Origin of the sequence: Gordonia zhaorongruii, assembly GCF_007559005.1 — a bacterium.
Classification (GTDB): domain Bacteria; phylum Actinomycetota; class Actinomycetes; order Mycobacteriales; family Mycobacteriaceae; genus Gordonia; species Gordonia zhaorongruii.
Window position 1 is genome coordinate 1,605,353 of the sequence record NZ_CP041763.1, and the last position, 24,627, is coordinate 1,629,979.

The following is a 24,627-nucleotide window of genomic DNA, read 5'->3' on the forward strand; positions in this document are numbered from 1 at the left end:
GAATACTGCAGGTGTGGGAACCATCGTGCTGTTCGGCGGACGGAGCGAGATCGGTGTCGCGACAGCGGCCCGGCTAGCTTCAGGTAAACGCGTGATCCTCGCGGGTCGACGGGCGGACGACCTGGCGGTGGAATCCCGGGTCCTCCGCACCGCGGGGGCTACCGATGTAGTGACAACGGAGTTCGATGCCGATGACACGTCGTCGCACACCGCACTGATCGAGCGAATCGTCGCCGAACACGGTCCGATCGAAGCAGCCATCATCGCCTTCGGGATCCTGGGAGACGCAGCCCGCGCTCAGACCGATGTCGAGCACGCGCTGCAGATCGCGCACACCGACTATTACGCGCAGATCAGCGTGATCACACCGCTGGCGACCGCACTCCGCCGTCAGGGGTCGGGCACGATCGTCGTGTTCTCGTCGGTGGCCGGCGTCCGGGTCCGCAAGGCCAACTACGTCTACGGGTCCACCAAGGCCGGGCTCGACGGATTCGCCTCGGGGCTCGCCGACGCGCTGCAGGGCAGCGGCGTGCGGCTGCTGCTCGCGCGCCCCGGATTCGTCATCGGTGCGATGACGCGCGAACTGATGGACTCCGGTGTGAAACCGGCACCGATGTCGGTCACCGCCGATCAGGTGGCCGACGCCGTCGCGACCGCGTACCGGAAGGGGCGGGGCGAGGTCTGGATCCCCGGACGGCTTCGCCCGATCTTCTTCGGGATGCGACTGCTCCCGCGTGCGGTGTGGCGGAGGTTGCCTCGGTGAGCACCGACCACGTTCCCGGCCTCTTCGTCGTCGTCGGGATCGGCGCCGACGGCTGGGACGGACTCACCCCCGCCGCGCGCCGTGAACTCGAGTCAGCGCGCACCGTCTACGGTTCGCAGCGTCAGCTCGACCTGCTGCCCGCGAGCGTGTCCGCGACCCGGATTCAATGGCGCAGCCCCATGTCGGAGCATCTGGCCGATGTCACCGCCGCCGAGACATCCGAGCCGGTGCACCTGTTGGCCAGCGGCGATCCCATGTTCCACGGACTGGGCGCCTCGCTCGTCCGGACCGTCGGAGCGAATCGGGTGCGGGTGCTGTCAGCACCGTCGAGCGTGTCGCTCGCAGCGTCTCGCCTCGGGTGGGATCTCGCGTCCGCGACGGTCGTGAGCCTGGTGACGGCGCCGTTGGAGTCGATGGTCGGGCATCTGACCGACGGGGCACGGCTGCTGGTCCTCTCGACCGACGCATCGACCCCGGAGGCGGTCGCGCATCTGCTGTGCGAGTACGGCTACGGCGGATCGTCCCTCGCGGTGCTCTCAGACGTCGGGGCGCCGGACGAGCACATCCTGTGGGGCAACGCGGACGGGTGGCGGGGGACCTCGTCCGCCCTGAACATCGTCGCGGTCGAATGTGCCGGCCCGCCGCGTTCGCGCGCGCCCGGACGGGCCGACGACGCGTATCTCAACGACGGGCAGCTGTCTAAGCGGCCTGTTCGCGTGCTGAGCGTGAGCGTTCTCGAACCAGCTGAGGGCCAATGCCTCTGGGACATAGGGGCGGGTTCGGGCAGCATCGGCATCGAATGGCTCGCGACGCTGCGAACAGGACACGTCGTCGCGTTCGAGGCCGATCCGCAACGCGCCGTCAACGTGGTGGAGAACGCCCGCAGACACGGGGTGGTCGATCGGATCGAGGTGCGGGCAGGCGTGCCCGCGGCTCTCGCCGACGCACCCCGGCCGAACTCCGTCTTCATCGGGGGCGGAATGTCCGTCGAGGTCCTCGACGCTGCGTGGAACGCCCTTCTCCCCGGCGGCCGCATCGTCGCCAACGCCGTCACCATCGAGACCGAGCGGATCGTGGACCAGGCGTCGCGCCGGTGGGGAGGGGACATGGTGCGGATCGGCATCGAGTACGCAGCACCTCTCGGGCGATCCACCGCGTGGCGGCCCGCGCTCCCGATCGTGCAGTGGACGGCGGTGAAGCCATGACGGTGTACTTCATCGGTGCGGGGCCCGGTGCGCCAGATCTCATCACGGTGCGCGGGGCGCAGACGCTGGCGCGTTGCCGGACGTGTCTGTATGCGGGTTCGCTGGTCCCGGCCGAGCTGCTGGACCGGCTGCCGATGGACGCCGTCGCGATCGATACGGCGCGCATGCCGCTCGAGCAGATCATGGCCGAGATCGTGAAGGCCGATTCAGCGGGCCACGACGTCGCTCGGCTGCATTCCGGCGATCTGTCGTTGTACTCGGCCTTCACCGAGCAGGCGGCACGTCTGCGAGCGCTCGACATTCCGTGGGAGATCGTTCCCGGGGTACCGGCGTTCGCCGCTGCCGCCGCGGCGCTCGACACCGAGCTCACTGTGCCGGGAGTGGGACAGAGCCTGTTGATCAGCCGGGTATCGACTCTCTCGACCGACATGCCGCCGGGGGAGGACCTCGCCTCGCTCGCCCGCACGGGCGTGACACTGGCACTGCACTTGGCTGCGCACCGCACCGAGCAGATCGTCGAAGCCCTCACACCGCACTACGGTCCGGACTGCCCGACGGCGACCGTCGCCTACGCATCGCGTGGCGACGAGGCGATCGTCCGCGTTCGGCTGGCCGGGCTCCACGAGGCGCTCCAGGATGCCGGTATCTCCAAGACCGCCGTCATCTTCGTCGGCCAAGCGCTCGCCGGACTGGATCATCCAGGGCTCGTCGAGAGTTATCTGTACTCGCATGAGCGGATGGCGAAGATCCGGGAACCGCGGTCCGGCGTCGATGGCTGACGTGCTCATCCTCGGCGGTACCGCCGAGGCGCGGGCCGCCGCAGCCGCCCTCGTGGATGCCGGTCTCGAGGTGATCAGTTCGCTCGCCGGGCGTGTCAGCGCTCCCCGGCTTCCGGTGGGCGACGTCCGGGTCGGCGGTTTCGGAGGCCCGGACGGACTCCGACAATTCTTGCAGGACAATGCGATCCAGGTTGCGCTCGATGCCACGCATCCGTTCGCTGCCCGGATCACCGGCAACGCGGTGTCGGCATCCGCCGAGGCCGAGGTTCCGTATCTGCGACTCGCGCGACCGGCGTGGAGTGCTGAGCCCGGCGACCGGTGGACGCGGGTACCGGACATCGACGCGGCAGCGGCGGCCGTCGCGGATCGGGGCGGCCGGGTGCTTCTGACGACCGGCAGGCAGGACGTGGCGGCGTTCGCCGGGGTCACCGGCGCCTGGTTCCTGGTCCGGGTCGTCGAGACTCCCGACTCCGAGCTGCCATCGCGCCACGAGATGCTGCGCTCGCGCGGCCCCTACTCACTGGACGGCGAGTTGTCCCTGATCGATCGGCACGGGATCGATCTGGTCGTGACGAAGAACAGCGGCGGAGCACTGACGTCGGCGAAGCTGGCAGCGGCTGCCAAGCGCGGCCTCGAGGTGATCATGGTCGACCGCCCGGCCGAACCTGCGGGCATCGACCGTGCCGCCACCGTGGAGGATGCGGTTCAGCGAGTCCGTTCGCTGCTGTAGTGACGCGGCGTGTAGACGAGCTGTCCGCCGGAGCGATCCACGGCCGTGGTCGTCGATGATCCGATGATCAGCAGGGTGCGCATATCGACAGTCGACGGATCGAAACGGCTCGACGTGGTGACGGTGATGCACTCGCCCGACCCGCCGACGTCGCGGCCCTGGATGACGACCCGGTCAGCGGGGACGAGCTCGGTGAGCAACTCCTTGAGGCGGGTCACCTGCTGCGTCCGCCTGGAGGACGCCGGATTGTAGATCGCCACCGCCAGATCCGCGGCGATCGCGTACCGCAGCCGCTTCTCGATCACTGCGCCCGGCTTCAGAAGGTCCGACAGGGAGATCACCGCGAAATCGTGCCCGAGCGGGGCTCCCGCCGCGGCGGCCACTGCATGGGCGGCGCTGACTCCGGGAACCACGCGCACGGGCACCTCGCGCCATCGCGGCTCGGCCGCGATCTCGCTGACGGCTGCAGCCATCGCGAACACGCCCGGATCACCCGACGATACGACGGCGACGCGGGCCCCGCGCGACGCGAGGTCCAGCGCGAATTCGGCTCGCTGCGCCTCGACCCGGTTATCGCTCGCGTGCACCCGCTGCCCTGGACGGGCCGAGATTCGGCGCAGATACGTGCCGTACCCGACGAGGTCCGTTGCGGCGGCGATTTCCGCGGACACCTGCGGCGTGGTCTGCTCGACTGGACCGGGACCCAGACCGACTACGACGACCTCGCCCGTCTGCGCCGAGCTGACGTGCGGATCCGGCTGTCTGGCAAGCGGGTTGTTGCGGCGTCCCGGTACGACGATCAGTGAGAAGTAGGGCACCGTGCCCGGGTCGACGTCCACGACCGGCTCGACTCGCTGACGCTGCGTGGAAGCACGCTCGACGTACCAGGCCTCGTCGAGCCGCCCGGCAGTCCGCAGGGCGTCGCGAACCTTCTCGAACGTCCGGCCCAGCTTCATCACCGCGAGCGCTTCGCCCGAACGGATGTGGGTGACGAGTTCACCGGGTTCGGCCGTGCCAGGCAGCACGGTCAGCGTCTCCTCGCCCTCGACAAGTGGAATGCCGATCGCGGCGGACGCCGCGCTGACCGAGGTGACGCCGGGGATGATCTCCGCTTCGAAGCGGTCGTGCAGCCGCTTGTGCATGTGCATGTACGAACTGAAGAACAGCGGGTCGCCTTCAGCGAGCAGCGCTACGTCACGGCCCGCCTCCAGATGCTCGGCGAGTCGCCGGGCGCTCTCCGTGTAGAACTCCGCCATCGCGCCCGCATATCCGCCGGGGTGGTCGGTGGTCTCCACCGTGAGCGGGTACATGAGGCGTTCCTCCACCTGGCCATCCCGAAGGTAGGGCTCAGCGACGGATCGGGCGATCGAGTTCCCGTGTCGTGCACAGTGGTACGCGACGACGTCGGCCTGTTCGATGATCCGGGCGGCCTTGACGGTGACGAGCTCGGAGTCGCCTGGTCCCAGTCCGACGCCCCACAGCTTGCCGCTCATTCGGCGGTGCTCGCGAGCGCGTTGACCGCCGCCGCCGTGATCGCCGATCCGCCGCGCCTGCCGGTGATCGTGATGAACTCCAGATCGTCTCGGGAGGCGAGGGCCGCGCACGATTCCGCGGCCCCGACGAACCCGACCGGGGCGCCGATGATGGCGGCGGGACGCGGCCACCCGTCGTCGATCAGGTCGAGAAGTGCGAACAATGCTGTCGGGGCGTTACCGATGGCGACCACGGACCGCTCCAGATCGGCGCGCCAGTACTCGAGCGCCGCTGCGGTTCGGGTGTTTCCGATCCGCTCCGCGCGTTCGGCGATGCCGGGTTCGCGTAGATGACACCGCACCTCGTTGTCGGCAGGCAGCCGCACGCGGGTGACGCCCGACGCCACCATGTGCGTATCGCACAGGATCGGCCCGCCGGCCGCCAGCGCCGCACGCGCGGCGGCGACCACTCGGGGAGTCGCGACCACGTCGTCGGTCAGGTCGGTCTGGCCGCACGCGTGGATCATCCTGACGATGACCGACTCCAGGTCGGTGGGAAAGCGCGCCAGATCGGATTCGGCACGGATGGTGGCGAACGACTGGCGGTATATCTCGGCTCCATCGCGGACGTAATCGCCGCGGACATTCTCGCTCATGGTGCGGCCAACATTACGCACCGCGGACTCGTCAGTTGCGACGGCTCCGGACGTAACCGTCCGGAGTGGCCGCGAACCGCACGTGAGGGGGTCCCGGCGACCCGCAGCCGCGGTCGCAGCCGACCCAGTGCTCCCGACCGTGGAGATCGGCGGACTCCGGATCGAGGCGCCCCACGTATGCGGTGAGATCGCCGCGCACGTCCGCGTGCGACTTATCGCAACCCGGTGATCCGGTGCACGCGGACAGTGCCACCCACGGTGAGCGGGCGTCGAAAACGAAACCCAGTGGAGCGAGTACCCGAATCACGGTGTCGGCCACGGCCTCGTCGAGATCGCCGAAGAGCAGCTCACGTTCGGGTGTCACGACGACCGGGCCGCCGATCGCCGCCGCGAACCGGGCCTGTTCGGCGGTGATCCGGCCGAATGGCAGCACAGCGCCGAGCAGCACCTCGCCGTCGTGCTGGTCGAACCAGCCGACGCGGGGATCCGGGGCACACGGTTCCGGCACCGTCACCCGGGCGCGACCGAGCCTGCCGATCAACGATTCCCGCTGCGCCGCAGACAGGTCGCGAACGCGCCACGAGCCGTCGGCAACCGCGACGAACTGCGCGGCGGCAGTCAGCATCGCGTGCGCCAGTTCGTGGAGCGGAACCGGCGCACCGACGGCCTCCCCGTCCACCACCACGATTCCCGATGCGGGCCCGAGAGCCACTCCGGTCACGTCGGCTGCTCGCGCGAGCACGTCGCCGCGCCCGTCGTCGAGACCGAACCAGAAGCGGCCGGACAGCCCGGCCGCCCACGGAGCTGCGATCAGGGCGTCGTTCAATCCTGCGGCGACCGGCCGCAGGTCGGACCGTCCGCCCACCCGGCCGGTGAACGCCGACACCGCGATATTGCGGACCAGGTCGTGCGCGGACGTCGAGACCAGACCCGCGTCGGTCATCGCGGCGGCGAAGGCGTCGGTGTCCTCATCGGCGATCGCCCGTACCTGCAGGTTGCCGCGGACGGTCATCTCGATCGCCCCGTCGCCGAACTCCTCCGCTGCGTGCGCAAGGGCTTCGAGTGAAGCCGCCTCGATCACCCCGCCGGGAAGTCGGATACGGGCGAGGCGTCCGTCGGCGGCAGGATGCGTCCGGAAGACTCCGGGACAGCGATCATCGGGCACGGTCACCCGTCCAGGATATGCCTGCACCGCGACGGCTAGTCTTGGCGTCGAACACGATGTGGAAACCCGGTGGGAATCCGGTGCGGACGCGCCACTGTATGAACGAGTCGGGAACCCTCTCGCACACGTTCGAGCCAGACCCACGTCGAACGGCCGAGGAGCCTCGGTCGTCCGCACTATGCCGGGCGCGCCTTCCCGGCGAGGAGTAGCCGTGATCACTCTGCTGTCCACGTCCGACACCGACCTGCGGACCGCCGCGACCTGCGGCGCCGATTACCGAGTGGCCAATCCGAGCCGGATCCTCGTGGACGACGTTCCGGGCCTCGTCGACGACGCCGACCTCGTCGTCGTCCGCATCCTCGGCGGACGGCGAGCGTGGGAGGAAGGACTCGACGCAGTCCTGGCGCGCCGCACGCCTGTGGTCGTTCTCTCCGGTGAACTCAACCCGGACCCGGACCTGATGGCGCTCTCCACGGTTCCGACCGGTGTCGCGGCACAGGCCCATAGCTACTTCGTGGCAGGTGGCGCGGAGAACCTGATCGCTGTGCACAACTTCCTGTCCGACACGATCCTGCTCACCGGACTCGGATTCGACCCCCCCGTCGAGACCCCGTCGTGGGGCACCCTCGATCGGGGCCCGGAGCCCGATGGGGAGCCGGGCCCCCGCATCGGGGTGCTGTACTACCGTGCGCAGCACCTGGCAGGGAACACCGAGTACGTCAACGCCCTGTGCACCGCCATCGAGGGTCACGGCGCCACCGCCGAGGCGGTGTTCACGGCGTCGCTGCGTGCCGCCGATGACGAGCTGATCGGTCATCTCGGGACGTTCGACGCCCTGATCGTGACGGTGCTCGCCGCAGGCGGCACCACGCCGGCGACGGCCGGCGCAGGCGGTGACGACGAGGCGTGGAACGTCGAACGGCTCGCGGCCCTCGACGTCCCGATTCTGCAAGGACTGTGCCTGACGACCTCGCGCGCCGACTGGGACGCCGCTGACGACGGCGTCTCGCCGATGGATGTGGCGAGCCAGGTGGCCGTCCCGGAGTTCGACGGCCGCGTCATCACCGTCCCGTTCTCGTTCAAGGAGTTCGACGACCGCGGCCTTCCGTACTACGCAGCCGACGCCGAACGGTGCGCTCGGGTTGCCGGGATCGCCGTACGGCATGCGAGGCTGCGGTACCTGCCTGCTCCGGAACGTCGGATCGCCCTCCTGCTGTCGGCGTATCCGACCAAGCACGCGCGGATCGGCAACGCCGTCGGGCTCGACACCCCGCGCAGCCTGGTGCATCTGATGCGGGCCCTGGACGAGGCCGGTTACGACCTGGGCCCGCGTACCGGCGACGACGCTGTTCCCGGGCTCGGGGCCACCCCGGACGCCGACGACCCGGATGCGCTCATGCACGCCCTCATCGACGCCGGCGGTCAGGATGCCGACTGGCTGACCGAGGAGGCGCTGGCGGCCAACCCGGTGCGTGTGCCGGCTGCCGACTACACCGACTGGTTCCGGACGCTGCCCGACGGACTCCGGTCCTCGGTGGTCGAGCACTGGGGACCGCCGCCCGGCGAGCTGTTCGTCGACCGGACGGCCAACCCCGACGGCGACATCGTCATCGCAGCGATGACCTTCGGGAACATCGTGCTGCTGGTGCAGCCGCCCCGCGGCTTCGGGGAGAATCCCGTCGCGATCTATCACGACCCCGACCTGCCGCCGAGTCATCACTACCTGGCCAGCTACCGCTGGCTCGCCTCCCGACCGGAGACCGACGGCTGGGGCTTCGCGGCCGACGCCGTGGTGCACGTGGGCAAGCACGGCAACCTCGAATGGCTACCGGGCAAGACACTCGGCATGTCGGCGGACTGCGGGACGGACGCGGCGATCGGCGACCTTCCGCTCGTCTACCCGTTCCTGGTCAACGATCCCGGTGAAGGCACGCAGGCCAAGCGGCGTGCGCACGCGGTCCTGATCGATCACCTGATCCCGCCGATGGCCCGCGCGGAGAGCTACGGCGACATCGCACGTCTCGAGCAGCTTCTCGATGAGCACGCCAACATCTCGGCACTTGATCCGGGCAAGCTGCCCGCCATCCGGCAGCAGATCTGGACGCTGCTGACTGCCGCCAAGATGGATGCCGATCTCGGCCTTGCCGAACGCCCCGACGAAGAGGTGTTCGATGACATGCTGCTGCACGTCGATGGATGGCTCTGCGAGATCAAGGACGCTGCCATCCGCGACGGGCTGCACGTTCTCGGGCAGGCGCCGGACGCCGAGACCGAGGTCGACCTGATCCTCGCGATGCTGCGCGCCCGCCAGCTCTGGGGCGGAGCGCAGAGCCTGCCCGGACTCCGTGAGGCGCTGGGCCTGGTCGAGCACGAGTCCGCGCGTGCGGACGTCGACCGCGTCGAGCAGATCGCTCGCGGCCTGGTCAGCGCGTGCGCAGCGGGGGACTGGTCGGACTCCGCGGTCACCGCGGCCACCGCCGGGCACCCGCCGCAGGTCGCCGAGATCCTCGCCTTCGCCGCCCACGAGGTGGTTCCGCGCCTGCGGGCCACCTCCCGCGAGATCACACAGGTGCTGCACGCGCTCGACGGCGGTTTCATCGAAGCCGGACCGAGCGGATCGCCGCTCCGCGGACTGATCAACGTCCTGCCGACCGGCCGCAACTTCTACTCGGTCGATCCGAAGGCCGTGCCGTCGCAGCTGGCCTTCGAGACCGGCCGCGCGATGGCGGACTCACTCGTCGACCGCTACGTCGCCGATCACGGCCACCATCCCGCGTCGGTCGGGCTGTCGGTGTGGGGCACCAGCGCGATGCGCACCTCGGGTGACGATGTCGGTGAGATCCTCGCACTCCTCGGCGTGGCGCCCGTCTGGGACGAGGCGTCCCGCCGCATCACCGGCCTCGAACTCATCGCACTCGAGGAACTCGGCCGTCCGCGCATCGATGTGACGATCCGCATCTCCGGCTTCTTCCGGGACGCCTTCTCCCACGTGGTGACGATGCTCGACGATGCGGTGCGTCTCGCCGCAGACGCCGATGAACCCGACCATCGGAACTACGTCGCCGCGCACGCCCGCGCAGCGCTCGCCGAGCACGGCGACGCCCGCCGGGCGACGACGCGCGTCTTCGGCTCGCGTCCCGGCACGTACGGAGCCGGCTTGCTGCAACTGATCGACTCCAAGCAGTGGCGCACCGACGACGATCTCGCCGCCGTCTACACCGAATGGGGCGGATACGCGTACGGCCGCGACCTCGACGGCGTGGCCGCGGTCGACGACATGCGGGCCGCGTACCGCCGGATCGCGGTCGCTGCGAAGAACACGGACACCCGTGAGCACGACATCGCCGACTCGGACGACTACTTCCAGTTCCATGGCGGCATGGTCGCCACGGTTCGTGCGCTCACCGGCTCGGACCCCGAGGCGTACATCGGCGATTCCACGCGGCCGGACGCCGTTCGCACGCGCACCCTGCACGAGGAGACCTCACGGGTGTTCCGTGCACGCGTCGTCAACCCCCGGTGGCTCTCCGCGATGCGCAGGCACGGTTACAAGGGCGCGTTCGAGATGGCGGCGACCGTCGATTACCTGTTCGGTTACGACGCGACCACCGATGTGGTCGCCGACTGGATGTACGAGCAGCTCACCGAGCAGTACGTCCTCGACGAGACGAACCGGGAGTTTCTCGAGAAGTCGAACCCGTGGGCCCTGCACGGCATCTCCGAACGCCTGCTCGAAGCCGCCGAACGGGATATGTGGGACGAACCTCCCGCCGACATGCTCGACGCCCTGCGCCGCGTCTATCTGGAAGCCGAAGGCGACATCGAGGGTCGCGGCGACGACTGACCCGAGCGCCGTCACCGGACTCGGATCCCCGGTTCGGGAGCAAAACCGCCTGCTCGTTCGTTACACCGTAGAGAACACACCACAGTGAACCCCACAGAAGGTGAATCGGAGTGACGCGCAAATGATCAGACTTCTCCTGGCCGCCTACGTGATCGTCGAGGTCGCGGCGTTCTGGGCGCTGGCTCACTTCCTGGGATTCGGCTGGGCGCTGCTCATCACCCTCGGCGCCGCTGCGCTCGGCTACGCCCTCCTCGGGCGTCGGGCGCGCGGTCTGACGTCCGACCTGCGCAAGGCCTCGCGTCAAGAGGTGGGAGCAGGCAGACCGCTCACCGATACCGCACTGTTCGCCGGAGCTGCGCTCTTCACGATTCTTCCGGGCGTCGTATCCACCATCGTCGGACTGATCATCATGACGCCTGCCGCACGGCGCGCACTCCGCCCGGTCATCGCAGCCTCCGCCGCCAAACGCGCAACCCTCCTCGTCGGTGGCGGTCCCGTCGCCGGCGGCTCCGGCCGGCGCTTCGGCGCCACCGGAGGAGGCACGGTCGACGGGACCGTCGAAGGCGACGTGGTTGACGAGACGTCCGACGTCGAGGACATCACCGAGCGCAATCCCGACGGCACGGTCCGTGTCGAGCGTCCGTCGCTGCCCAGAGCGCGCACGGACTGGAACTGATACCGGCCGGGACCGATGGGTCCACGCGCACCGGATCCGTCGGTCTTTGACACAATCGATCAGGTGACGACTCAGCTGCTCGTCGGCGGGATGGTCTATTCCTCGCCCGACGTTCCCGATGCCACCGCAATCGCCATCACCGACGGAATCGTCGTGTGGGTCGGATCCGACGACGTGGGGCGGGCACTGCACCCCGACGCCGAGGTCGTCGATCTGGAGGGACACTTCGTCGCACCCGCGTTCGTCGACTCCCATGTGCACCTCACCGATACCGGTCTCGGACTGATCGGCCTGAACCTCACGGCCGCGACGAGCCGCTCGGACTGCCTCGATCGGCTCGCCGAATTCGTCGCGCACTCCGACGACGCCATCATCTGGGGCCTCGGCTGGGATGCCTCCACCTGGTCCGGCGGTCCGGGCGAGGACATGCCCCCGACCACCGAGGACCTCGACCGGGTGGCTCCTGGCAGGCCCGTCTACCTGGCCCGTGTCGACGAGCACTCCGCTGCGGCGTCGAGTGCGCTGCGGGAACTGGTTCACGGGATCGAGGGGGCGAACGGCTTCGAACCCCAGTCACCGCTCGTGGCCACCGCCCATCATCGCGTCCGAGCTGCCGCCCGTGCCCTGATCACGCCGGAAGCCCGTCGCCGCGCCCAGCGCAGAGCACTCGATCACGCCGCGTCGCGCGGTGTGGTCGCGGTGCACGAGAACGGCGGTCCGGATATCAGCGGTGTCGACGACTTCCGCTCACTCGCCGAACTCGATCACGGCGTATCCGTGCGCCGCTACTGGGGCCAGCCGGTGAGTTCGCTCGAGGGCGCTCGCGCCGTCGTCTCAGCGATGGGGGCCGACGGGATCGGCGGCGATCTCTTCGTCGACGGCGCCATCGGATCACGGACCGCGTGGCTCAGCGAGGAGTACAGCGACAGCCCCGGCGAGTACGGCGTCAGCTACCTAGACGAGGAGACCATCGCCAACCACCTGCGAGCCACCACGCTCGCCGGCGTTCAGGCCGGATTCCACGCCATCGGCGACGCCGCGGTCGCGGCGATCGCCGTCGCGCTCGAACAAGTGGCCGATGAACTCGGAACGCCGGCGCTCGCGCGCTGCGTGCACCGGCTGGAGCACGCGGAGATGGTGACGACCGAACAGGCGGAACTGTTCGCACGGTGCGGGTTCGTCGCGTCCATGCAACCGTTGTTCGACGACGAATGGGGCGGCGACGACGCTCTGTACATCCGGCGACTGGGGGACCGGGCGCCGACTCTCAACAACTTCGCGGCGCTGGCCAAGGCGGGTGTCCCACTCGCCTTCTCGAGTGATTCCCCGGTCTGCGCCATCGATCCGTGGACCTCGATTCGGGCCGCGGTGCATCACCACACGCCGACCAACGGCATCTCGCCGCGAGCGGCCTTCGCCGCATGCACCCGCGGCGGCTGGCGTGCCGCCGGCGTCAACGACGGTCTCACCGGAACCCTGGTTCCCGGAGCCCCGGCGCACTACGCGGTCTGGAACGTCGACGAGCTCGTCGTCGCCGCCTCCCACCAGGGGGTTCAGCGATGGTCGACCGACCCGCGGTCGCGGGTACCCGCACTGCCCGACGTGTCACCCGGCGCACGGCTTCCCGAATGCGTGCGAACCGTCTCCGCAGGCGTGACGATCTACGAACGGCCCGGTGCGTGAAGCTGCCGCTCTGGGTGCTGCGTCTCGCAGGCGCGGCTGCGGGCGGCGGACTCATGTTCGCGGCGTTCCCGCCCCGTGACCTCTGGTTCCTGGCCCCGATCTCGCTCGCCTTCCTGTACGTCGTCCTGCGAGCCGGTGCGCCGCGACCGCGCACCGGAGCAGCCGCCGGGTTCGTCTTCGGTCTCGCGTTCTTCGTCCCTCTGCTTCCGTGGATCGGAGAGTACGTCGGACCGCTGCCGTGGCTGGCGCTCGCCGTGGTGATGGCGCTGTACCTGACCGCTTTCGGCGCCGTCGCGACGATCGTGATGCGTCTTCGGTTCGCGCCGTTGTGGTTCGCCGTCGCGTGGACCGGGTTCGAGGCGATCCGGTCCTCGTTCCCGTTCGGCGGATTCCCGTGGGGCCGCGCCGCGTTCAGCCAGACCTCGGGGCTGCTCCTGCCACTGACGTCGCTGGTCGGCGTCCCCGGATTGTCGTTTCTCGTGGCGGTCGTCGGTGCGGCGGCCGGAGCCACTGCGCTGTCGGCGATCGACGCACGACGGTCGGGCACTTACCGGACGCGTCCGCTCGTGGCACTCGCGGTGCTTCTCGTTCCGCTGATCCTGGGCTCGGTGGTGTCCGCGGCCGGTCCGATCGGCACGCACGCGACGTCGCCGATCGACGTGGCTGCGGTCCAGGGGAACGTGCCCAGGCTGGGACTGGACTTCAACGCACAACGTCGGGCCGTCCTCGACAACCACGTGCAGGAGACCATGGCGCTCGCGCGTGAGGTCACCGCGGGTGAACGCCCAACGCCCGACCTGGTCCTATGGCCGGAGAACGCGTCCGATATCCCGCCGTTGGAGAATCCCGACGCCACCCAGTTGATCCGAGCAGCCGTCACCGCCGTCGGAGTTCCGGTGGCTCTCGGCACGTTGATGCCCAACGACGGGCAGCCCACCAACACCGTCCTGCTGTGGGGCGTGCATGACCGGATCGCCGACCAGGCACCGTCCGGGCGCTACGACAAGCACATCATCCAGCCGTTCGGCGAGTACCTGCCATGGCGCGACTTCTTCCGTCACTTCTCGTCGTACGCGGACCGGGCGGGCAACTTCGCCGCGGGCACCGGATCGTCCGTCATCACCCCGGTGACCCCGTCCGGACCCGTGTCACTCGGGGTCTCCACCTGCTGGGAGGTCGCCTTCGACCGCTCCACCCGAAAGGCGGTCGACGATGGCGCGCAGATGCTCTACGTGCCCACGAACAACGCGACATTCGGGCTCACCGATATGAGCAGTCAGCAGCTGGCGATGTCACGGGTACGGGCCGTCGAGACCGGTCGCGACGTCGCAGTGGTCTCGACGAGCGGTCTGAGCGCGCTGATCTCCTCGGACGGCAGCGTCGTCGAGCAGTCGGGTCTGTTCGAGGCTGCGACGCTTCAGGATTCACTCGAGCTGCGCGACGGCAGGACGCCGGCAGTCGTACTCGGGCCGTGGCCCGAGCGGTTCGCACTACTGGCCCTCCTTATCGGGTTTTTGTACGCATTGGCACGAGCGACTAATCTCGACATGTTCGCCGCACGGAGGTTCGGGCGGCCGAAGGGACGAAGGAGCAGCATTGAGCGGCACTGAGCAGGGTGCTTCCAGTGGCGGCGGTCTGATCGGATCGCGCGGTGCCGGAGCACTCGTCGTCGTCCCGACATTCAACGAGCGTGAGAACCTGCCGCTCATCGTCGACCGACTCCTGACCTCGCTCGGCGACGTTCACGTCCTGATAGTCGACGACTCGAGCCCCGACGGCACCGGTGAGGTGGCCGACCGACTCGCTGCCGACGACTCAGCAGGCCGCATCCACGTGATGCACCGGACGGCGAAAGACGGTCTCGGTAAGGCGTATCTCGCCGGATTCGCCTGGGGTCTGCAGCGTGATTACCGAGTTGTCGTCGAGATGGACGCAGACGGCAGCCATGCACCGGAGCAATTGCATCGCCTGCTCGACGCCGTGAACGACGGCGCCGACCTGGTCATCGGTTCGCGATACGTTCCCGGGGGCGCCCTGGTTAACTGGCCGAAACGTCGTCAGCTCCTGTCGAAAGGCGCGAACACCTACGCCCGGATCGCGCTCGGTGCGGGAATCAAGGACATCACTGCCGGTTACCGCGCCTTCCGGCGCGAGGTCCTCGAGACGATCGGGCTCGACGAGGTCGAGTCGGCAGGTTACTGCTTCCAGATCGACCTCGCCTGGCGCAGCCTGCAGCACGGCTTCGTGATTCGCGAGGTCCCGATCACGTTCACCGAACGGGCGATCGGGGAATCGAAGATGGACGGTGGCGTCATCGCTGAATCGTTCATCAACGTCGCACGGTGGGGGATCCAGGGACGCCTGGCCCGACTGCGGCACTGAACGCCGCGCACGGCCTGAACTCGGTACGACGGGAGCCCCGACCTATCCGGCCGGGGCTCCCGTCGTACTTCGTGTTTCTGCGGCGTGTGACTCAGGCGGTCCCGCCCCGGCGACGCTGCTTCAGCAGATCCAGCCGCTCGGCGAGGAGAACCTCGAGCTCTTCCTCCGAACGTCGCTCCAGCAGCATGTCCCAGTGGGTGCGCGGGGGCTTGCCCTTCTTCTCCTCGGGATCTGCGCCCTCGAGGATGGTGCCTTCCATGCCGTTCTTGCACGGCCACTTCGACGGGATCTCCGCTTCGTCGGCGAACGGGATGTCGAAGATCTCACCATTGTCGGTGCGGTACTGGACGATCCGCCGCGGTGCGAGGTCGTGGTCGCGGTCGGTCTCGTAGCTCACCGCTCCGAGCCTGCTACCGCGCAGTACTCGATCAGCCATTAACGGGTCCTCTCAAAAGACGGATGAACATACCTATTCTACGCGCTCGGCCAAGTCAGTGGCCATTGCACCGCCGGGGACCGGTAACGTCGTTGCAGTGTCCGAGACGTCGTCACGCAAACGTCCGTACGCCTGCGCATGGTGCGGGCGGGAGATGGTCGACTCGGAAACCGGGCGGCGCCGCAAGTACTGCAAGCGGTCGTGCCGCCAACGCGCGTACGAACAGAGAACACTGGTCGAGGGCACTTCTATTCCCCCGGACGCACTGATCCTCTCGGTCGATGAAGCCGGAGCACTCGGTGACCGGTTGTTCGAGCTTCGATGCGCGGCGCAGGACCTGCAGACGGCCCTCGCCGAGAACGCAGACCCGGAAACCCTGAGAGCCATGACCGACGATCTGGTCCGGCTCGCGGAAGAATCGGAAAGGCTTCGATGACAGTCCGTGTATTCGGCGCATCCTTCGTCGTGACCATCCTGGCGCTCATCGCCGCATATCTCTACGCGGGGATGTCCGGTCTCGCGATCTGCGCGATCCTCGCCATCCTCGAGATCTCGCTCTCGTTCGACAACGCCGTCATCAACGCCACCGTGCTCGAGCGCATGAGTCCGTTCTGGCAGCGGATCTTCCTCACCGTGGGCATCCTGATCGCCGTGTTCGGAATGCGTCTGCTGTTCCCCCTGGCGATCGTCTGGGCAACGGCTGGACTCAATCCCGTGCAGGCCATGGACCTGGCGCTCAATCCGCCCGCGAACGACGCGCCGGCCTTCCCCGACGGAAGTCCCAGCTACGAGACCCTCCTCACCGACGCGCATCCGCAGATCGCGGCATTCGGCGGCATGTTCCTGATCATGCTGTTCCTGGATTTCGTGCTCACCAGCAAGAACCTCACCTGGATCAGTCCGATCGAAGACCCGTTGAGCAAGGTCGGTCGACTCCCGAACGTACCCACCGTCATCGCACTGGGTGCCCTCATCATCGCCGTGCAGTTCGCCGAACCGGGTGACACGACGACGGTCCTGACTGCGGGAATCCTCGGACTCCTGACCTATCTGGTCGTCAACGGCCTGACGGGATTCATGGAGTCGGAAGAACCAGGCAGTGGGGAACCAGGCAGTGACGAAGCAGGTTCAGCGCGTCCGGGCGGTCCGACGAAGGCCACTCAGGCCGTCGGCAAGGCGGGCTTCTTCCTGTTCCTGTACCTGGAGGTGCTCGATGCGTCGTTCTCGTTCGACGGTGTGATCGGCGCCTTCGCGATCACGTCCGACCCGATTCTGATCGCCCTCGGCCTCGGGTTCATCGGCGCGATGTTCGTTCGCTCCATCACCATCTACCTCGTGCGTGCCGGAACGCTCTCCGAGTACCGATACCTCGAGCACGGAGCGCACTGGGCGATCGGCGCGCTCGCGACGATCATGCTCGTGAGCATTCACGTAGAGGTACCCGAGCTCATCACCGGTCTGATCGGGGTCGCCTTCATCGGTGCGGCGACGGTCTCCAGTATCTGGGCGAACAGGCGGGACGCCCGATCCGACGACCAGCCGAACTCGGACGAGCAGTCGGGCTCGGACCGGTCGGACGTCGGAACCGCCCCGTAGACTCAGCACCGTGAACCCACCGAGTTCGGAACCGCCCGGGAACGGTGCATCGTCACCTTGGCGCCGGGCCGAAGAATTACTCCTTCGGACCGACACGAGTGATGCGGCCCTGCGAGCTGCACGGTTCGCCCGCAAGATGGTTCCCGCCGAACCCATGCGACCCGGAACCGATCGGCCGTCCGATCGGTTCGCTCGCTATCTCGACAACGCGGAGCAGACACGTCCCAGCGCGGTCCGCGAGCTCGGTCTGGCATCGGTGTCCGTCTGGCAGAACCTGGTCGAACGCCGCCGGAACCGTGCCGACGTCGATTCCAAGCCGGTTCCCGCCACCATCCTGTTCACCGATCTCGTCGGATTCTCCACGTGGGCGCTGAGGGCAGGCGACGATCAGGTTCTCGATCTGCTCGGCCAGGTGAACGCCGCGAGTGCGGGGGTCATCCGCCGTCGTGGGGGACAGGTCGTGAAAACCCTCGGCGATGGAACGATGGCCGTGTTCGTGGACGCGGGTCAGGCCATCGAGGCCGCCTACGAATGCGGTGAGGCGGTCGCCGCGATCACCGTCGGGGGGCATCGGCCGGCGCTGCGCGCCGGACTCCACACCGGAAGCCCCCGAGCGGTCGGCGACGACTATCTCGGAATCGACGTCAACATCGCCGCACGGGTGTGCGATGGCGCGGGAGCCGGCGAGGTGTTCGCCAGCGACACGACCATCGCGGTCGTGGACACCGGCCGCTACGTGATCCGGAAGCGCCGGTTCCGCGCGAAAGGAGTACCCAAGGAGCTCCTCGTGTACCGGGTGCTTCCGCGCTACGACGAAGACGGCGAGCGGGTGCCGGCGGCAGTACGAGGATAATGGTGCGGTGTGGCGATGTTCGACGACGATGAGCTCGAGCGGTACTACCGGCGCATCGAAGCCGGGACCGCAGCGGCGCATGCCCGGCGCAGCCGGCCTCGGCGAGAGGTCCCCGATGTCGTGTTCACCTGTCCGACCCCGGAGAAGATCGCCTACGAGGACTTGGCGGCCGTCACCGGCGCCATCCTCGCCATCACCCGGCAGTCGCGGTCGCGATCCCTGCGTTGCTACGAGTGCGCATGCGGGTCGTGGCACCTGACGAGCGGGGTACCGAGACCCGATTGACCGTCCCGACCCGACCGACCAGCACCACGAGCAGTGAGGCCCCCGACCGGATGGTCGGGGGCCTCACTGGGTATTCAGCTGTGCGCGTCAGCGACGACGCGGGGCTGGGCCGAGTACGGCGACCGGCGAGTTCGACAGCTGGAGCTGTACGCGGTCTGCGGTGCTCAGGTTCATCACCGTGCTGATCCGACGGCCATAGCCGCGGAGCGTCGAGGTGAAGGTCGGACTGGTGCGATTACGCATTGTGGAGCCCTCCTCCGGTTATCTTCAGTCCACACCAAGGTAACCAAGTGTCCACTCGTAGTCAACTCTCATTACCGGCGTGTTCACACTCCGTTCACCTTCGGTTTCGTGGTCGCACGCGGTTCAGTCGGGTCGGTCGACGAGCGAGGCTAGGCGCTCGATCTCCGCCGGTGAGCCGGGGGAGACCAGCATCGTCGTGACTCCTGCGGCCTCCCACACCTTGATCTGGTCGCGAACGTGGGCCTCGTCCCCGACGATCGCGGAATCGTCCACGGCAGCATCCGGGATGATCGCCGCGGCCTCGTCCTTGCGCCCGGCCCGGAACAGCGACGTCACCTCGTCCACGACGTCCGCATATCCCATCCGGCGGTACACCTCGGCATGGAAGTTCGTCTCCTCACTGCCCATGCCGCCCATGTAGAGCGCGAGAAACGGCTTGATACCCGCGTACGCGGCCGCGACGTCGTCGGTCAGGACTATCTGGGCGGTCGCGCAGATCTCGAACGTCTCGCGCGTACGGCGAGCGCCGGAGCGGGCGAAGCCCTCGTCTAGCCACTCGTTGTACTGATCCGCCATCCGGGGCGTGTAGAAGAGCGGGAGCCATCCATCCGCGATCTCCGCGGCCAGCGCAATGTTCTTCGGCCCCTCCGCGCCGAGGAACACCGGGATGTCACGACGCAGCGGATGGACGATCGGCTTGAGAGGTTTACCCAGGCCCGAGGTCCCGGGTCCGGAGACGGGGAGCGGATAGTGCGGACCCTCACTCGTGACCGGAGCTTCACGCGCCCACACCTGACGCATGATGTCGATGTACTCGCGTGTGCGACCGAGGGGTTTGGGGAAACTCTGGCCGTACCAGCCCTCGACAACCTGCGGCCCCGACACTCCGAGGCCCACGACGTGCCTGCCGCCCGAGAGATGATCGAGGGTCAGCGCGGCCATCGCGCACGCGGTGGGCGTCCGTGCCGACATCTGCAGCACTGAGGTGCCGAGCTTGACCCGGTCGGTGGAGGCGCCCCACCAGGCGAGCGGGGTGTACGCATCCGAGCCCCACGCCTCAGCCGTGAACACCGCGTCGAATCCGTGCTCCTCGGCAGCGGCGACGAGTTCGGCGTGGTTGTGCGGTGGAGTGGCGCCCCAGTATCCGAGTTGAAGTCCGAGTCTCATACCGCCAATCTAACGCGAGCGGAGCCACCCGTGTCAGGGTCGCTCCGCTCGCGTCAGTGCCGATTCAGTTGTGCGAGTTCAGTTGCGCACTCAGCGGCGCACGTCGAACCGGTCCGCGTTCATCACGTGATTCCAGGCCGTGACGAAGTCGTCGACGAACTTCCGGCCGGCATCGTCGGCGCCGTACACCTCCGAGATGCCACGCAGCTGAGAGTTCGCACCGAACACCATGTCCGCTCGGGTCGCCGTGAACTTCTCCACACCTGCATCGTCCGTGCCGATGTACGTTCCGTCACCCGCGTCGGCCCAGTCGACGTTCATGTCGACGATGGTGGTGAAGAAGTCGTTCGACAGCGTTTGCGGCCGATCGGTCAGCACGCCGTGCGGCGAATCGCCGTGATTCGCTCCGAGCACGCGCAGACCGCCGACGAGCACCGCCATCTGGGGTGGCGTCAGATCGAGGAGGTACGCGCGATCGAGCAGCAGATACTCGGCGTCGGTCTCGATGCCGTCGGCCACCCAGTTGCGGAAACCGTCCCACTGCGGCTCCATCACCTCGAACGACTCGATGTCGGTCTGCTCTTGGGTGGCGTCGCCGCGACCCGCCTCGAACGGCACCTCGATATGGTGCCCGGCATCGGCCGCCGCCTTCTCGATCGCCGCGGCGCCGGCGAGGACGATGACGTCCGCGATCGCGATCTCGCGCTCCGAGACTGCGTTGAAGTCCTCGGCGATCTTCTCGAGAACCGGCAGGACCTCGGACAACGACTCCGGTTCATTCACCGTCCAGTCGCGCTGCGGCTCGAGGCGGACTCGGGCCCCGTTCGCTCCACCGCGGTAATCACTGCAGCGGAACGACGCTGCCGCGGCCCACGCCGTCTTCACCAATTGCCTCACCGACAGACTCGACGCGAGAATGCGGCGCTTGAGTTCGGTGATGTCGTCGTCGTTCACGGTGGGGCCGACGGGTCTGGTGACCGGGTCCTGCCAGATCAGCTCCTCGTCTGGAACGAGCTTGCCGCGGTAACGCTCGATCGGCCCCATGTCACGGTGGGTCAGTTTGTACCAGGCACGCGCGAACGCGTCCGCGAACTCCCGCGGGTTCTCCAGGAAGCGGCGCGAGATCTTCCCGTAGACCGGGTCCTCGCGCAGCGCGATGTCGCTTGTCAGCATCATCGGCTGATGGCGCGTCTCCGGGTCTGCGGCGTCGGGAACACTCGTCGAGCCCGCGTTCGACTTCGGACGCCACTGAGTTGCGCCGCCGGGGCCGGTGTACGTCTCCCACTCGTAGCCGTACAGGGTCCAGAAGAAGTTGTTGTCCCAGGTGACCGGAGTGCTGTTCCACGCCCCTTCGATGCCGGAGCTGATCGCGTCGACTCCGACGCCACTGCCGTGCGAGCTCTTCCAGCCGATGCCCATCTGCTCCAGCGGGGCACGCTCGGGTTCCGGGCCGCAATTGGTGTCGGGCGCGGCACCGTGTGTCTTGCCGAAGGTGTGCCCGCCCGCGATGAGCGCCACGGTCTCCTCATCGTTCATCGCCATGCGGGCGAACGTCTCCCGGATATCGATGGCGGAGGCGAGTGGATCCGGATTTCCGTTGGGCCCCTCCGGGTTCACGTAGATCAGTCCCATCTGCACCGCTCCGAGCGGATGTTCGAGGTCGCGGTCACCGGAGTAGCGCTCATCGTCGAGCCACTCCCGTTCCGGGCCCCAGTAGACCTCCTCCGGCTCCCACTTGTCCGGGCGTCCGCCGGCGAGTCCGTAGATCTCGAGTCCCATGTCCTCCAGCGCGACGGTCCCGGCGAAGATGATCAGATCGGCCCACGAGAGCTTGCGGCCGTACTTCTTCTTGATCGGCCACAGGAGACGGCGCGCTTTGTCCAGACCTGCGTTGTCCGGCCAGCTGTTCAACGGCGCGAACCGCTGCATTCCGTGGCCCGCGCCCCCACGTCCGTCGGTCACCCGATAAGTGCCTGCCGAATGCCACGCCATCCGGATGAAGAGCGGTCCGTAGTGCCCGTAGTCGGCCGGCCACCACGACTGCGAGTGACGGAAGAGGTCCTTGAGGTCGGCTTTGACCTCGTCGAGATCGAGCGTCTCGAACTCGACGGCGTAGTCGAATGCCGGACCGTTCGGATCTCCCTCGGCAGGGTTCTCCGCCAGGATCTTGAGGTTGAGTTGATCCGGCCACCAGTCGCGGCTGCCGCCGCCGGCCGCGGGGGTCTCCATCCGGCCGGCGTGCATCGGGCACCCCGTGGGCTCGGGAGGGGTGGTCTGCTGTTCGGACATGGGTGTTCCTTTCGAAGGTGAGCGAGCCTGCTTGTCGAGGTGCGGGCCCATCGGGATGGCGGGTTCGGTTCGATGCGCTGTGCTCAGCGAGCGGTGGTGCAATCGGCGCAGGTGCCCCAGAAGACGACCTCGGCTTCGTCGATCAGGAAGCCGTGATCATCGGACGCACCGAGACACGGGGCGGCGCCGACAGTGCAGTCGACGTCGACGACGGTGCCGCACGTACGGCACACGAGATGATGATGGTTGTCGCCGATACGGGTCTCGTACAGCGAGACCTGCCCGGTGGGCTGGATCCGCCGAATGATCCCCGACTCCGTCAGTGCCCGGAGCACGTCGTACACGGCCTGGCGGGAGACGCCGTCGAGGGCGCTCCGAACGTCGGACAGGATGGATTCCGTGTCGGCGTGCGGGTGCTGATCGACGGCCTCCAGTACGGCGAGCCGCGGTTTGGTCACACGCAGACCGGCGGCCCTGATGGCTGCGATGTGCTCGGTGGTGACCATGCGTCGATTATGCGTGGTTATTTGGACTGAGTCCAGTTTGCAGCGAAGAAACTCGTGCTGCCCCCGGTTTCGGCAGGTCGACCGCTGCGGGAGTCAGGAGCCGATTGGGCACACCGGACAGCACCGAGTCGATCGCCGTCTCCGACACCCCCCGCGCCCGGAGCTCGGGGACCACCCGGCCGGTCACCTGGAAGTAGTCCCAGTCGGGAGCCACCTGCAGCATCGCAGTCTGGTCGAACCAGTCGCTGGAGCAGAACGCGTCCTGGGACAGCACGATTCGGTCGGAATAGCCGCGTTCGACGAGCGCGACCAGCGTGTCGATCCGGTCGGCGTACGGCAGGAGCACGTCGAGACCGAACCGGTCCAGGCCCAGAACCGAACCGGCATCGGCCACTCGCATCAGATAGTCCAGATCGGTCGTGTCACCACTGTGCGCGAGAATCACACGCGTCAGATCGGCACCTTCCTCGGCGAGCACCCGCTGTGCGATCAGACCCGATTTGGTGTGCGGATTCGTGTGGACGACCACTGCCACCCCGGTCTGGGCGGCGACCCGGCCCACCGACCGCATCACCCGTTCCACCCCGGGCGTGAGACCTTCCGCCTCGATCACGCAGACCAGGAATCCCGCCTTGATCGACGTGGCGCCGATACCGCGGGTGAGATCGCGGAGGAACATCTCGTCGAGCGGATCCGTGACGTCGAAACCGAGACCCGGACCGGTGTAGTGGAATTGGAACGGCAGGTCGTTGAAGGTGAAGAGCCCCGTTGCGGCGATGATGTTCAGCTCGACCTGACGAGCCACCTCGGCCACTCGCTCCACGTTCCGGCCGATACCGAGAACGGACACGTCCATGATCGTGTCCACTCCGGATTCCTTGAGCCGGGTCAGCGTCGCCACCGCGTTGTCGATCTGCGCATCCTCGTCCCAGTCGTGCAGATAGTTCAGCCGGAAGTCCTCCTGGACGACGAAGACGTGCTCATGGGTGAGCACTGTCCCCAGCTGGTCCGCCCCGACTGTGCCGGTGACGGTGTTGATGCGGTCCATGTGACCTCTCGTCAGGGCCGCGTCTCCCACGGACTCGGCTCACGCACAACGCTAGTGCGTGACCCGGCGTCGCGAGGGCGGTTCGGACCTACCGGATGCACCGTCGGCACGTAGAGGATGATTGACCGGTGCCCTCCCACCGTGAGCGGAGCCAGGCGCCGTCCGGCGCGGCGTCCACCCTCTCCGCGCTGGCGGTCGTGACCCTCGCGATCGCGATCATCCATCGCCCGCTGCGCAGCGATCGGCTGTGGACCCGATACCTCGTGGGGCACCGGCTCGACTGGGTCACGGACGCAGCTGCAGGCTTCTCGAGCATCATCAGTCCGCTGACGGCGCCGATCATCGCAGTGGTGATCGGGGCAGTTCTGATACTCCGGGACCGGTCGGTCGGTCGGGGGCTGGCGTTGGTGGGGGCCGTCATCGGCTCCGCATCCCTGACGTGGATCCTGAAGCTTCTCATCGATCGCAGTCGTCCACCGGTGGAGATACAACTCGAACCGCCGGAGTCGGCGATGTCGTTTCCGTCCGGGCACGCATCGGCCGCGACGGCACTCGCAGTGAGCCTCGCCGTCCTCGTCGCGCCTCGTGCCGGCCGTGCGACCCGGGGCGCCCTGGTGGCGGCCGCCACTATCGGCGCCGGACTCAGCGCTTTCAGTCGCGTCTATCTCGGAATGCACTGGACGTCGGATGCCATCGCGGGCTTCCTGGTCGGCGCGGGCGCAGCCCTCGGTGCGTCGGCACTGCTGGATAGGTTCGGGTCGGTGGTCGTGCGAATCGACGAAGGGTGCCGGCTGCGCGGTCCGGGTACCTCTGGCTGATGTCGCAGCTGTGGCCGGAGCTCCACGTCGT

At 68.0% G+C, this 24,627-nt stretch carries 23 protein-coding genes; 14 read left to right on the forward strand and 9 right to left on the reverse strand.

Annotated features, from left to right (window positions below; all coding sequences use genetic code 11):
• Positions 1-13: 13 nt before the first annotated feature.
• Genes dprE2 through FO044_RS07455 form a run of 4 tightly spaced genes read left to right on the forward strand, consistent with a single transcriptional unit; the run spans position 14 to position 3,477 of the window.
• A complete protein-coding gene (gene dprE2 / locus FO044_RS07440) occupies positions 14-763 on the forward strand; it encodes a decaprenylphospho-beta-D-erythro-pentofuranosid-2-ulose 2-reductase (RefSeq protein ID WP_235831559.1) in 750 nt (249 codons plus the stop codon).
• A complete protein-coding gene (gene cbiE / locus FO044_RS07445) occupies positions 760-1,968 on the forward strand; it encodes a precorrin-6y C5,15-methyltransferase (decarboxylating) subunit CbiE (protein ID WP_132994292.1) in 1,209 nt (402 codons plus the stop codon). The genes dprE2 and cbiE overlap by 4 nt, the downstream gene beginning before the upstream one ends.
• Positions 1,965-2,747 carry a cobalt-precorrin-4/precorrin-4 C(11)-methyltransferase gene (locus FO044_RS07450; protein WP_132994291.1) on the forward strand — a complete coding sequence of 261 codons (783 nt, stop codon included), beginning with the start codon at positions 1,965-1,967 and terminating at the stop codon, positions 2,745-2,747. The genes cbiE and FO044_RS07450 overlap by 4 nt, the downstream gene beginning before the upstream one ends.
• On the forward strand, positions 2,740-3,477 hold the full coding sequence (locus tag FO044_RS07455; protein WP_132994290.1) for a cobalt-precorrin-6A reductase: 738 nt from the start codon (positions 2,740-2,742) through the stop codon (positions 3,475-3,477). Before FO044_RS07450 ends, FO044_RS07455 begins: the two co-directional genes overlap by 8 nt.
• Here the strand turns inward: FO044_RS07455 and FO044_RS07460 are convergent.
• Genes FO044_RS07460 through cobG form a run of 3 tightly spaced genes read right to left on the reverse strand, consistent with a single transcriptional unit; the run spans position 3,453 to position 6,776 of the window.
• Positions 3,453-4,970 carry a precorrin-2 C(20)-methyltransferase gene (locus FO044_RS07460; protein WP_132994289.1) on the reverse strand — a complete coding sequence of 506 codons (1,518 nt, stop codon included), beginning with the start codon at positions 4,968-4,970 and terminating at the stop codon, positions 3,453-3,455. The genes FO044_RS07455 and FO044_RS07460 overlap by 25 nt on opposite strands.
• Complete coding sequence (locus FO044_RS07465; RefSeq protein ID WP_132994288.1) at positions 4,967-5,605, reverse strand: precorrin-8X methylmutase; 639 nt, start codon at positions 5,603-5,605, stop codon at positions 4,967-4,969. The genes FO044_RS07460 and FO044_RS07465 overlap by 4 nt, the downstream gene beginning before the upstream one ends.
• Before the next feature lie 31 nt (positions 5,606-5,636).
• Entirely contained in the window at positions 5,637-6,776 is a 1,140-nt protein-coding gene (gene cobG / locus FO044_RS07470; RefSeq protein WP_132994287.1) for a precorrin-3B synthase, read from the reverse strand.
• Between the two features lie 205 nt (positions 6,777-6,981).
• Between cobG and FO044_RS07475 the strand changes: the two genes are divergently transcribed.
• From FO044_RS07475 to FO044_RS07495, 5 genes are all read left to right on the forward strand, one after another.
• Positions 6,982-10,614, forward strand: a complete 3,633-nt coding sequence (locus FO044_RS07475) for a cobaltochelatase subunit CobN (protein WP_143965466.1) — start codon at positions 6,982-6,984, stop codon at positions 10,612-10,614.
• 121 nt (positions 10,615-10,735) lie between these two features.
• Positions 10,736-11,290 carry an FxsA family protein gene (locus tag FO044_RS07480; RefSeq protein WP_132994285.1) on the forward strand — a complete coding sequence of 185 codons (555 nt, stop codon included), beginning with the start codon at positions 10,736-10,738 and terminating at the stop codon, positions 11,288-11,290.
• Positions 11,291-11,353: 63 nt separating this feature from the next.
• The gene (locus FO044_RS07485; protein WP_132994284.1) at positions 11,354-12,973 is read left to right on the forward strand and encodes an amidohydrolase; all 1,620 of its coding nucleotides are present in this window, start codon (positions 11,354-11,356) and stop codon (positions 12,971-12,973) included.
• Between the two features lie 53 nt (positions 12,974-13,026).
• The gene (gene lnt / locus FO044_RS07490) at positions 13,027-14,583 is read left to right on the forward strand and encodes an apolipoprotein N-acyltransferase (RefSeq protein ID WP_132994402.1); all 1,557 of its coding nucleotides are present in this window, start codon (positions 13,027-13,029) and stop codon (positions 14,581-14,583) included.
• A complete protein-coding gene (locus FO044_RS07495; RefSeq protein WP_132994283.1) occupies positions 14,570-15,355 on the forward strand; it encodes a polyprenol monophosphomannose synthase in 786 nt (261 codons plus the stop codon). Before lnt ends, FO044_RS07495 begins: the two co-directional genes overlap by 14 nt.
• A gap of 91 nt (positions 15,356-15,446) precedes the next feature.
• Here the strand turns inward: FO044_RS07495 and FO044_RS07500 are convergent, their stop codons facing one another.
• Positions 15,447-15,791, reverse strand: a complete 345-nt coding sequence (locus FO044_RS07500) for an RNA polymerase-binding protein RbpA (protein ID WP_132994282.1) — start codon at positions 15,789-15,791, stop codon at positions 15,447-15,449.
• 154 nt (positions 15,792-15,945) lie between these two features.
• On the opposite strand from FO044_RS07500, the gene FO044_RS07505 reads away from it, so the two are divergent.
• The 4 genes from FO044_RS07505 to FO044_RS07520 all read left to right on the forward strand — a co-directional run bounded on the left by FO044_RS07505 (position 15,946) and on the right by FO044_RS07520 (position 18,525).
• Positions 15,946-16,227, forward strand: a complete 282-nt coding sequence (locus FO044_RS07505; protein WP_132994401.1) for a hypothetical protein — start codon at positions 15,946-15,948, stop codon at positions 16,225-16,227.
• Positions 16,224-17,387 (forward strand): DUF475 domain-containing protein, encoded by a 1,164-nt coding sequence (locus tag FO044_RS07510; protein ID WP_132994281.1) that lies wholly within the window; start codon positions 16,224-16,226, stop codon positions 17,385-17,387. Before FO044_RS07505 ends, FO044_RS07510 begins: the two co-directional genes overlap by 4 nt.
• Before the next feature lie 136 nt (positions 17,388-17,523).
• Entirely contained in the window at positions 17,524-18,240 is a 717-nt protein-coding gene (locus FO044_RS07515) for an adenylate/guanylate cyclase domain-containing protein (RefSeq protein ID WP_132994280.1), read from the forward strand.
• A 15-nt stretch (positions 18,241-18,255) separates the two neighbouring features.
• Complete coding sequence (locus tag FO044_RS07520; RefSeq protein ID WP_132994279.1) at positions 18,256-18,525, forward strand: hypothetical protein; 270 nt, start codon at positions 18,256-18,258, stop codon at positions 18,523-18,525.
• 87 nt (positions 18,526-18,612) lie between these two features.
• Here the strand turns inward: FO044_RS07520 and FO044_RS15035 are convergent, their stop codons facing one another.
• The 5 genes from FO044_RS15035 to FO044_RS07540 all read right to left on the reverse strand — a co-directional run bounded on the left by FO044_RS15035 (position 18,613) and on the right by FO044_RS07540 (position 23,778).
• On the reverse strand, positions 18,613-18,768 hold the full coding sequence (locus FO044_RS15035) for a hypothetical protein (protein WP_165943129.1): 156 nt from the start codon (positions 18,766-18,768) through the stop codon (positions 18,613-18,615).
• A gap of 123 nt (positions 18,769-18,891) precedes the next feature.
• Positions 18,892-19,935 (reverse strand): LLM class F420-dependent oxidoreductase, encoded by a 1,044-nt coding sequence (locus FO044_RS07525; RefSeq protein WP_132994278.1) that lies wholly within the window; start codon positions 19,933-19,935, stop codon positions 18,892-18,894.
• Positions 19,936-20,025: 90 nt separating this feature from the next.
• Positions 20,026-22,224: a catalase/peroxidase HPI gene (gene katG / locus FO044_RS07530; protein ID WP_132994277.1), complete on the reverse strand. Its 2,199-nt coding sequence runs from the start codon at positions 22,222-22,224 to the stop codon at positions 20,026-20,028.
• An 83-nt stretch (positions 22,225-22,307) separates the two neighbouring features.
• Complete coding sequence (locus FO044_RS07535; protein WP_132994276.1) at positions 22,308-22,730, reverse strand: Fur family transcriptional regulator; 423 nt, start codon at positions 22,728-22,730, stop codon at positions 22,308-22,310.
• A gap of 7 nt (positions 22,731-22,737) precedes the next feature.
• Positions 22,738-23,778, reverse strand: coding sequence for a phosphotriesterase family protein (locus FO044_RS07540; protein WP_132994275.1), 1,041 nt, complete (start codon positions 23,776-23,778; stop codon positions 22,738-22,740).
• Between the two features lie 128 nt (positions 23,779-23,906).
• On the opposite strand from FO044_RS07540, the gene FO044_RS07545 reads away from it, so the two are divergent.
• A complete protein-coding gene (locus tag FO044_RS07545; protein ID WP_132994274.1) occupies positions 23,907-24,596 on the forward strand; it encodes a phosphatase PAP2 family protein in 690 nt (229 codons plus the stop codon).
• Positions 24,597-24,627: the final 31 nt, after the last annotated feature.

What these genes read in the sequence shown, in the direction of transcription:
- FO044_RS07450 (WP_132994291.1), top strand. Translation starts at nt 1,965, where the DNA reads ATGACGGTGTACTTCATCGGTGCGGGGCCCGGTGCGCCAGATCTCATC.
- katG (WP_132994277.1), bottom strand. Translation starts at nt 22,224, where the DNA reads ATGTCCGAACAGCAGACCACCCCTCCCGAGCCCACGGGGTGCCCGATG.
- FO044_RS07455 (WP_132994290.1), top strand. Translation starts at nt 2,740, where the DNA reads ATGGCTGACGTGCTCATCCTCGGCGGTACCGCCGAGGCGCGGGCCGCC.
- FO044_RS07510 (WP_132994281.1), top strand. Translation starts at nt 16,224, where the DNA reads ATGACAGTCCGTGTATTCGGCGCATCCTTCGTCGTGACCATCCTGGCG.
- lnt (WP_132994402.1), top strand. Translation starts at nt 13,027, where the DNA reads ATGTTCGCGGCGTTCCCGCCCCGTGACCTCTGGTTCCTGGCCCCGATC.
- FO044_RS07465 (WP_132994288.1), bottom strand. Translation starts at nt 5,605, where the DNA reads ATGAGCGAGAATGTCCGCGGCGATTACGTCCGCGATGGAGCCGAGATA.
- FO044_RS15035 (WP_165943129.1), bottom strand. Translation starts at nt 18,768, where the DNA reads ATGCGTAATCGCACCAGTCCGACCTTCACCTCGACGCTCCGCGGCTAT.
- FO044_RS07525 (WP_132994278.1), bottom strand. Translation starts at nt 19,935, where the DNA reads ATGAGACTCGGACTTCAACTCGGATACTGGGGCGCCACTCCACCGCAC.
- FO044_RS07460 (WP_132994289.1), bottom strand. Translation starts at nt 4,970, where the DNA reads ATGAGCGGCAAGCTGTGGGGCGTCGGACTGGGACCAGGCGACTCCGAG.
- FO044_RS07520 (WP_132994279.1), top strand. Translation starts at nt 18,256, where the DNA reads ATGTTCGACGACGATGAGCTCGAGCGGTACTACCGGCGCATCGAAGCC.
- FO044_RS07500 (WP_132994282.1), bottom strand. Translation starts at nt 15,791, where the DNA reads ATGGCTGATCGAGTACTGCGCGGTAGCAGGCTCGGAGCGGTGAGCTAC.
- FO044_RS07515 (WP_132994280.1), top strand. Translation starts at nt 17,524, where the DNA reads ATGGTTCCCGCCGAACCCATGCGACCCGGAACCGATCGGCCGTCCGAT.
- FO044_RS07480 (WP_132994285.1), top strand. Translation starts at nt 10,736, where the DNA reads ATGATCAGACTTCTCCTGGCCGCCTACGTGATCGTCGAGGTCGCGGCG.
- FO044_RS07540 (WP_132994275.1), bottom strand. Translation starts at nt 23,778, where the DNA reads ATGGACCGCATCAACACCGTCACCGGCACAGTCGGGGCGGACCAGCTG.
- FO044_RS07505 (WP_132994401.1), top strand. Translation starts at nt 15,946, where the DNA reads ATGGTCGACTCGGAAACCGGGCGGCGCCGCAAGTACTGCAAGCGGTCG.
- FO044_RS07535 (WP_132994276.1), bottom strand. Translation starts at nt 22,730, where the DNA reads ATGGTCACCACCGAGCACATCGCAGCCATCAGGGCCGCCGGTCTGCGT.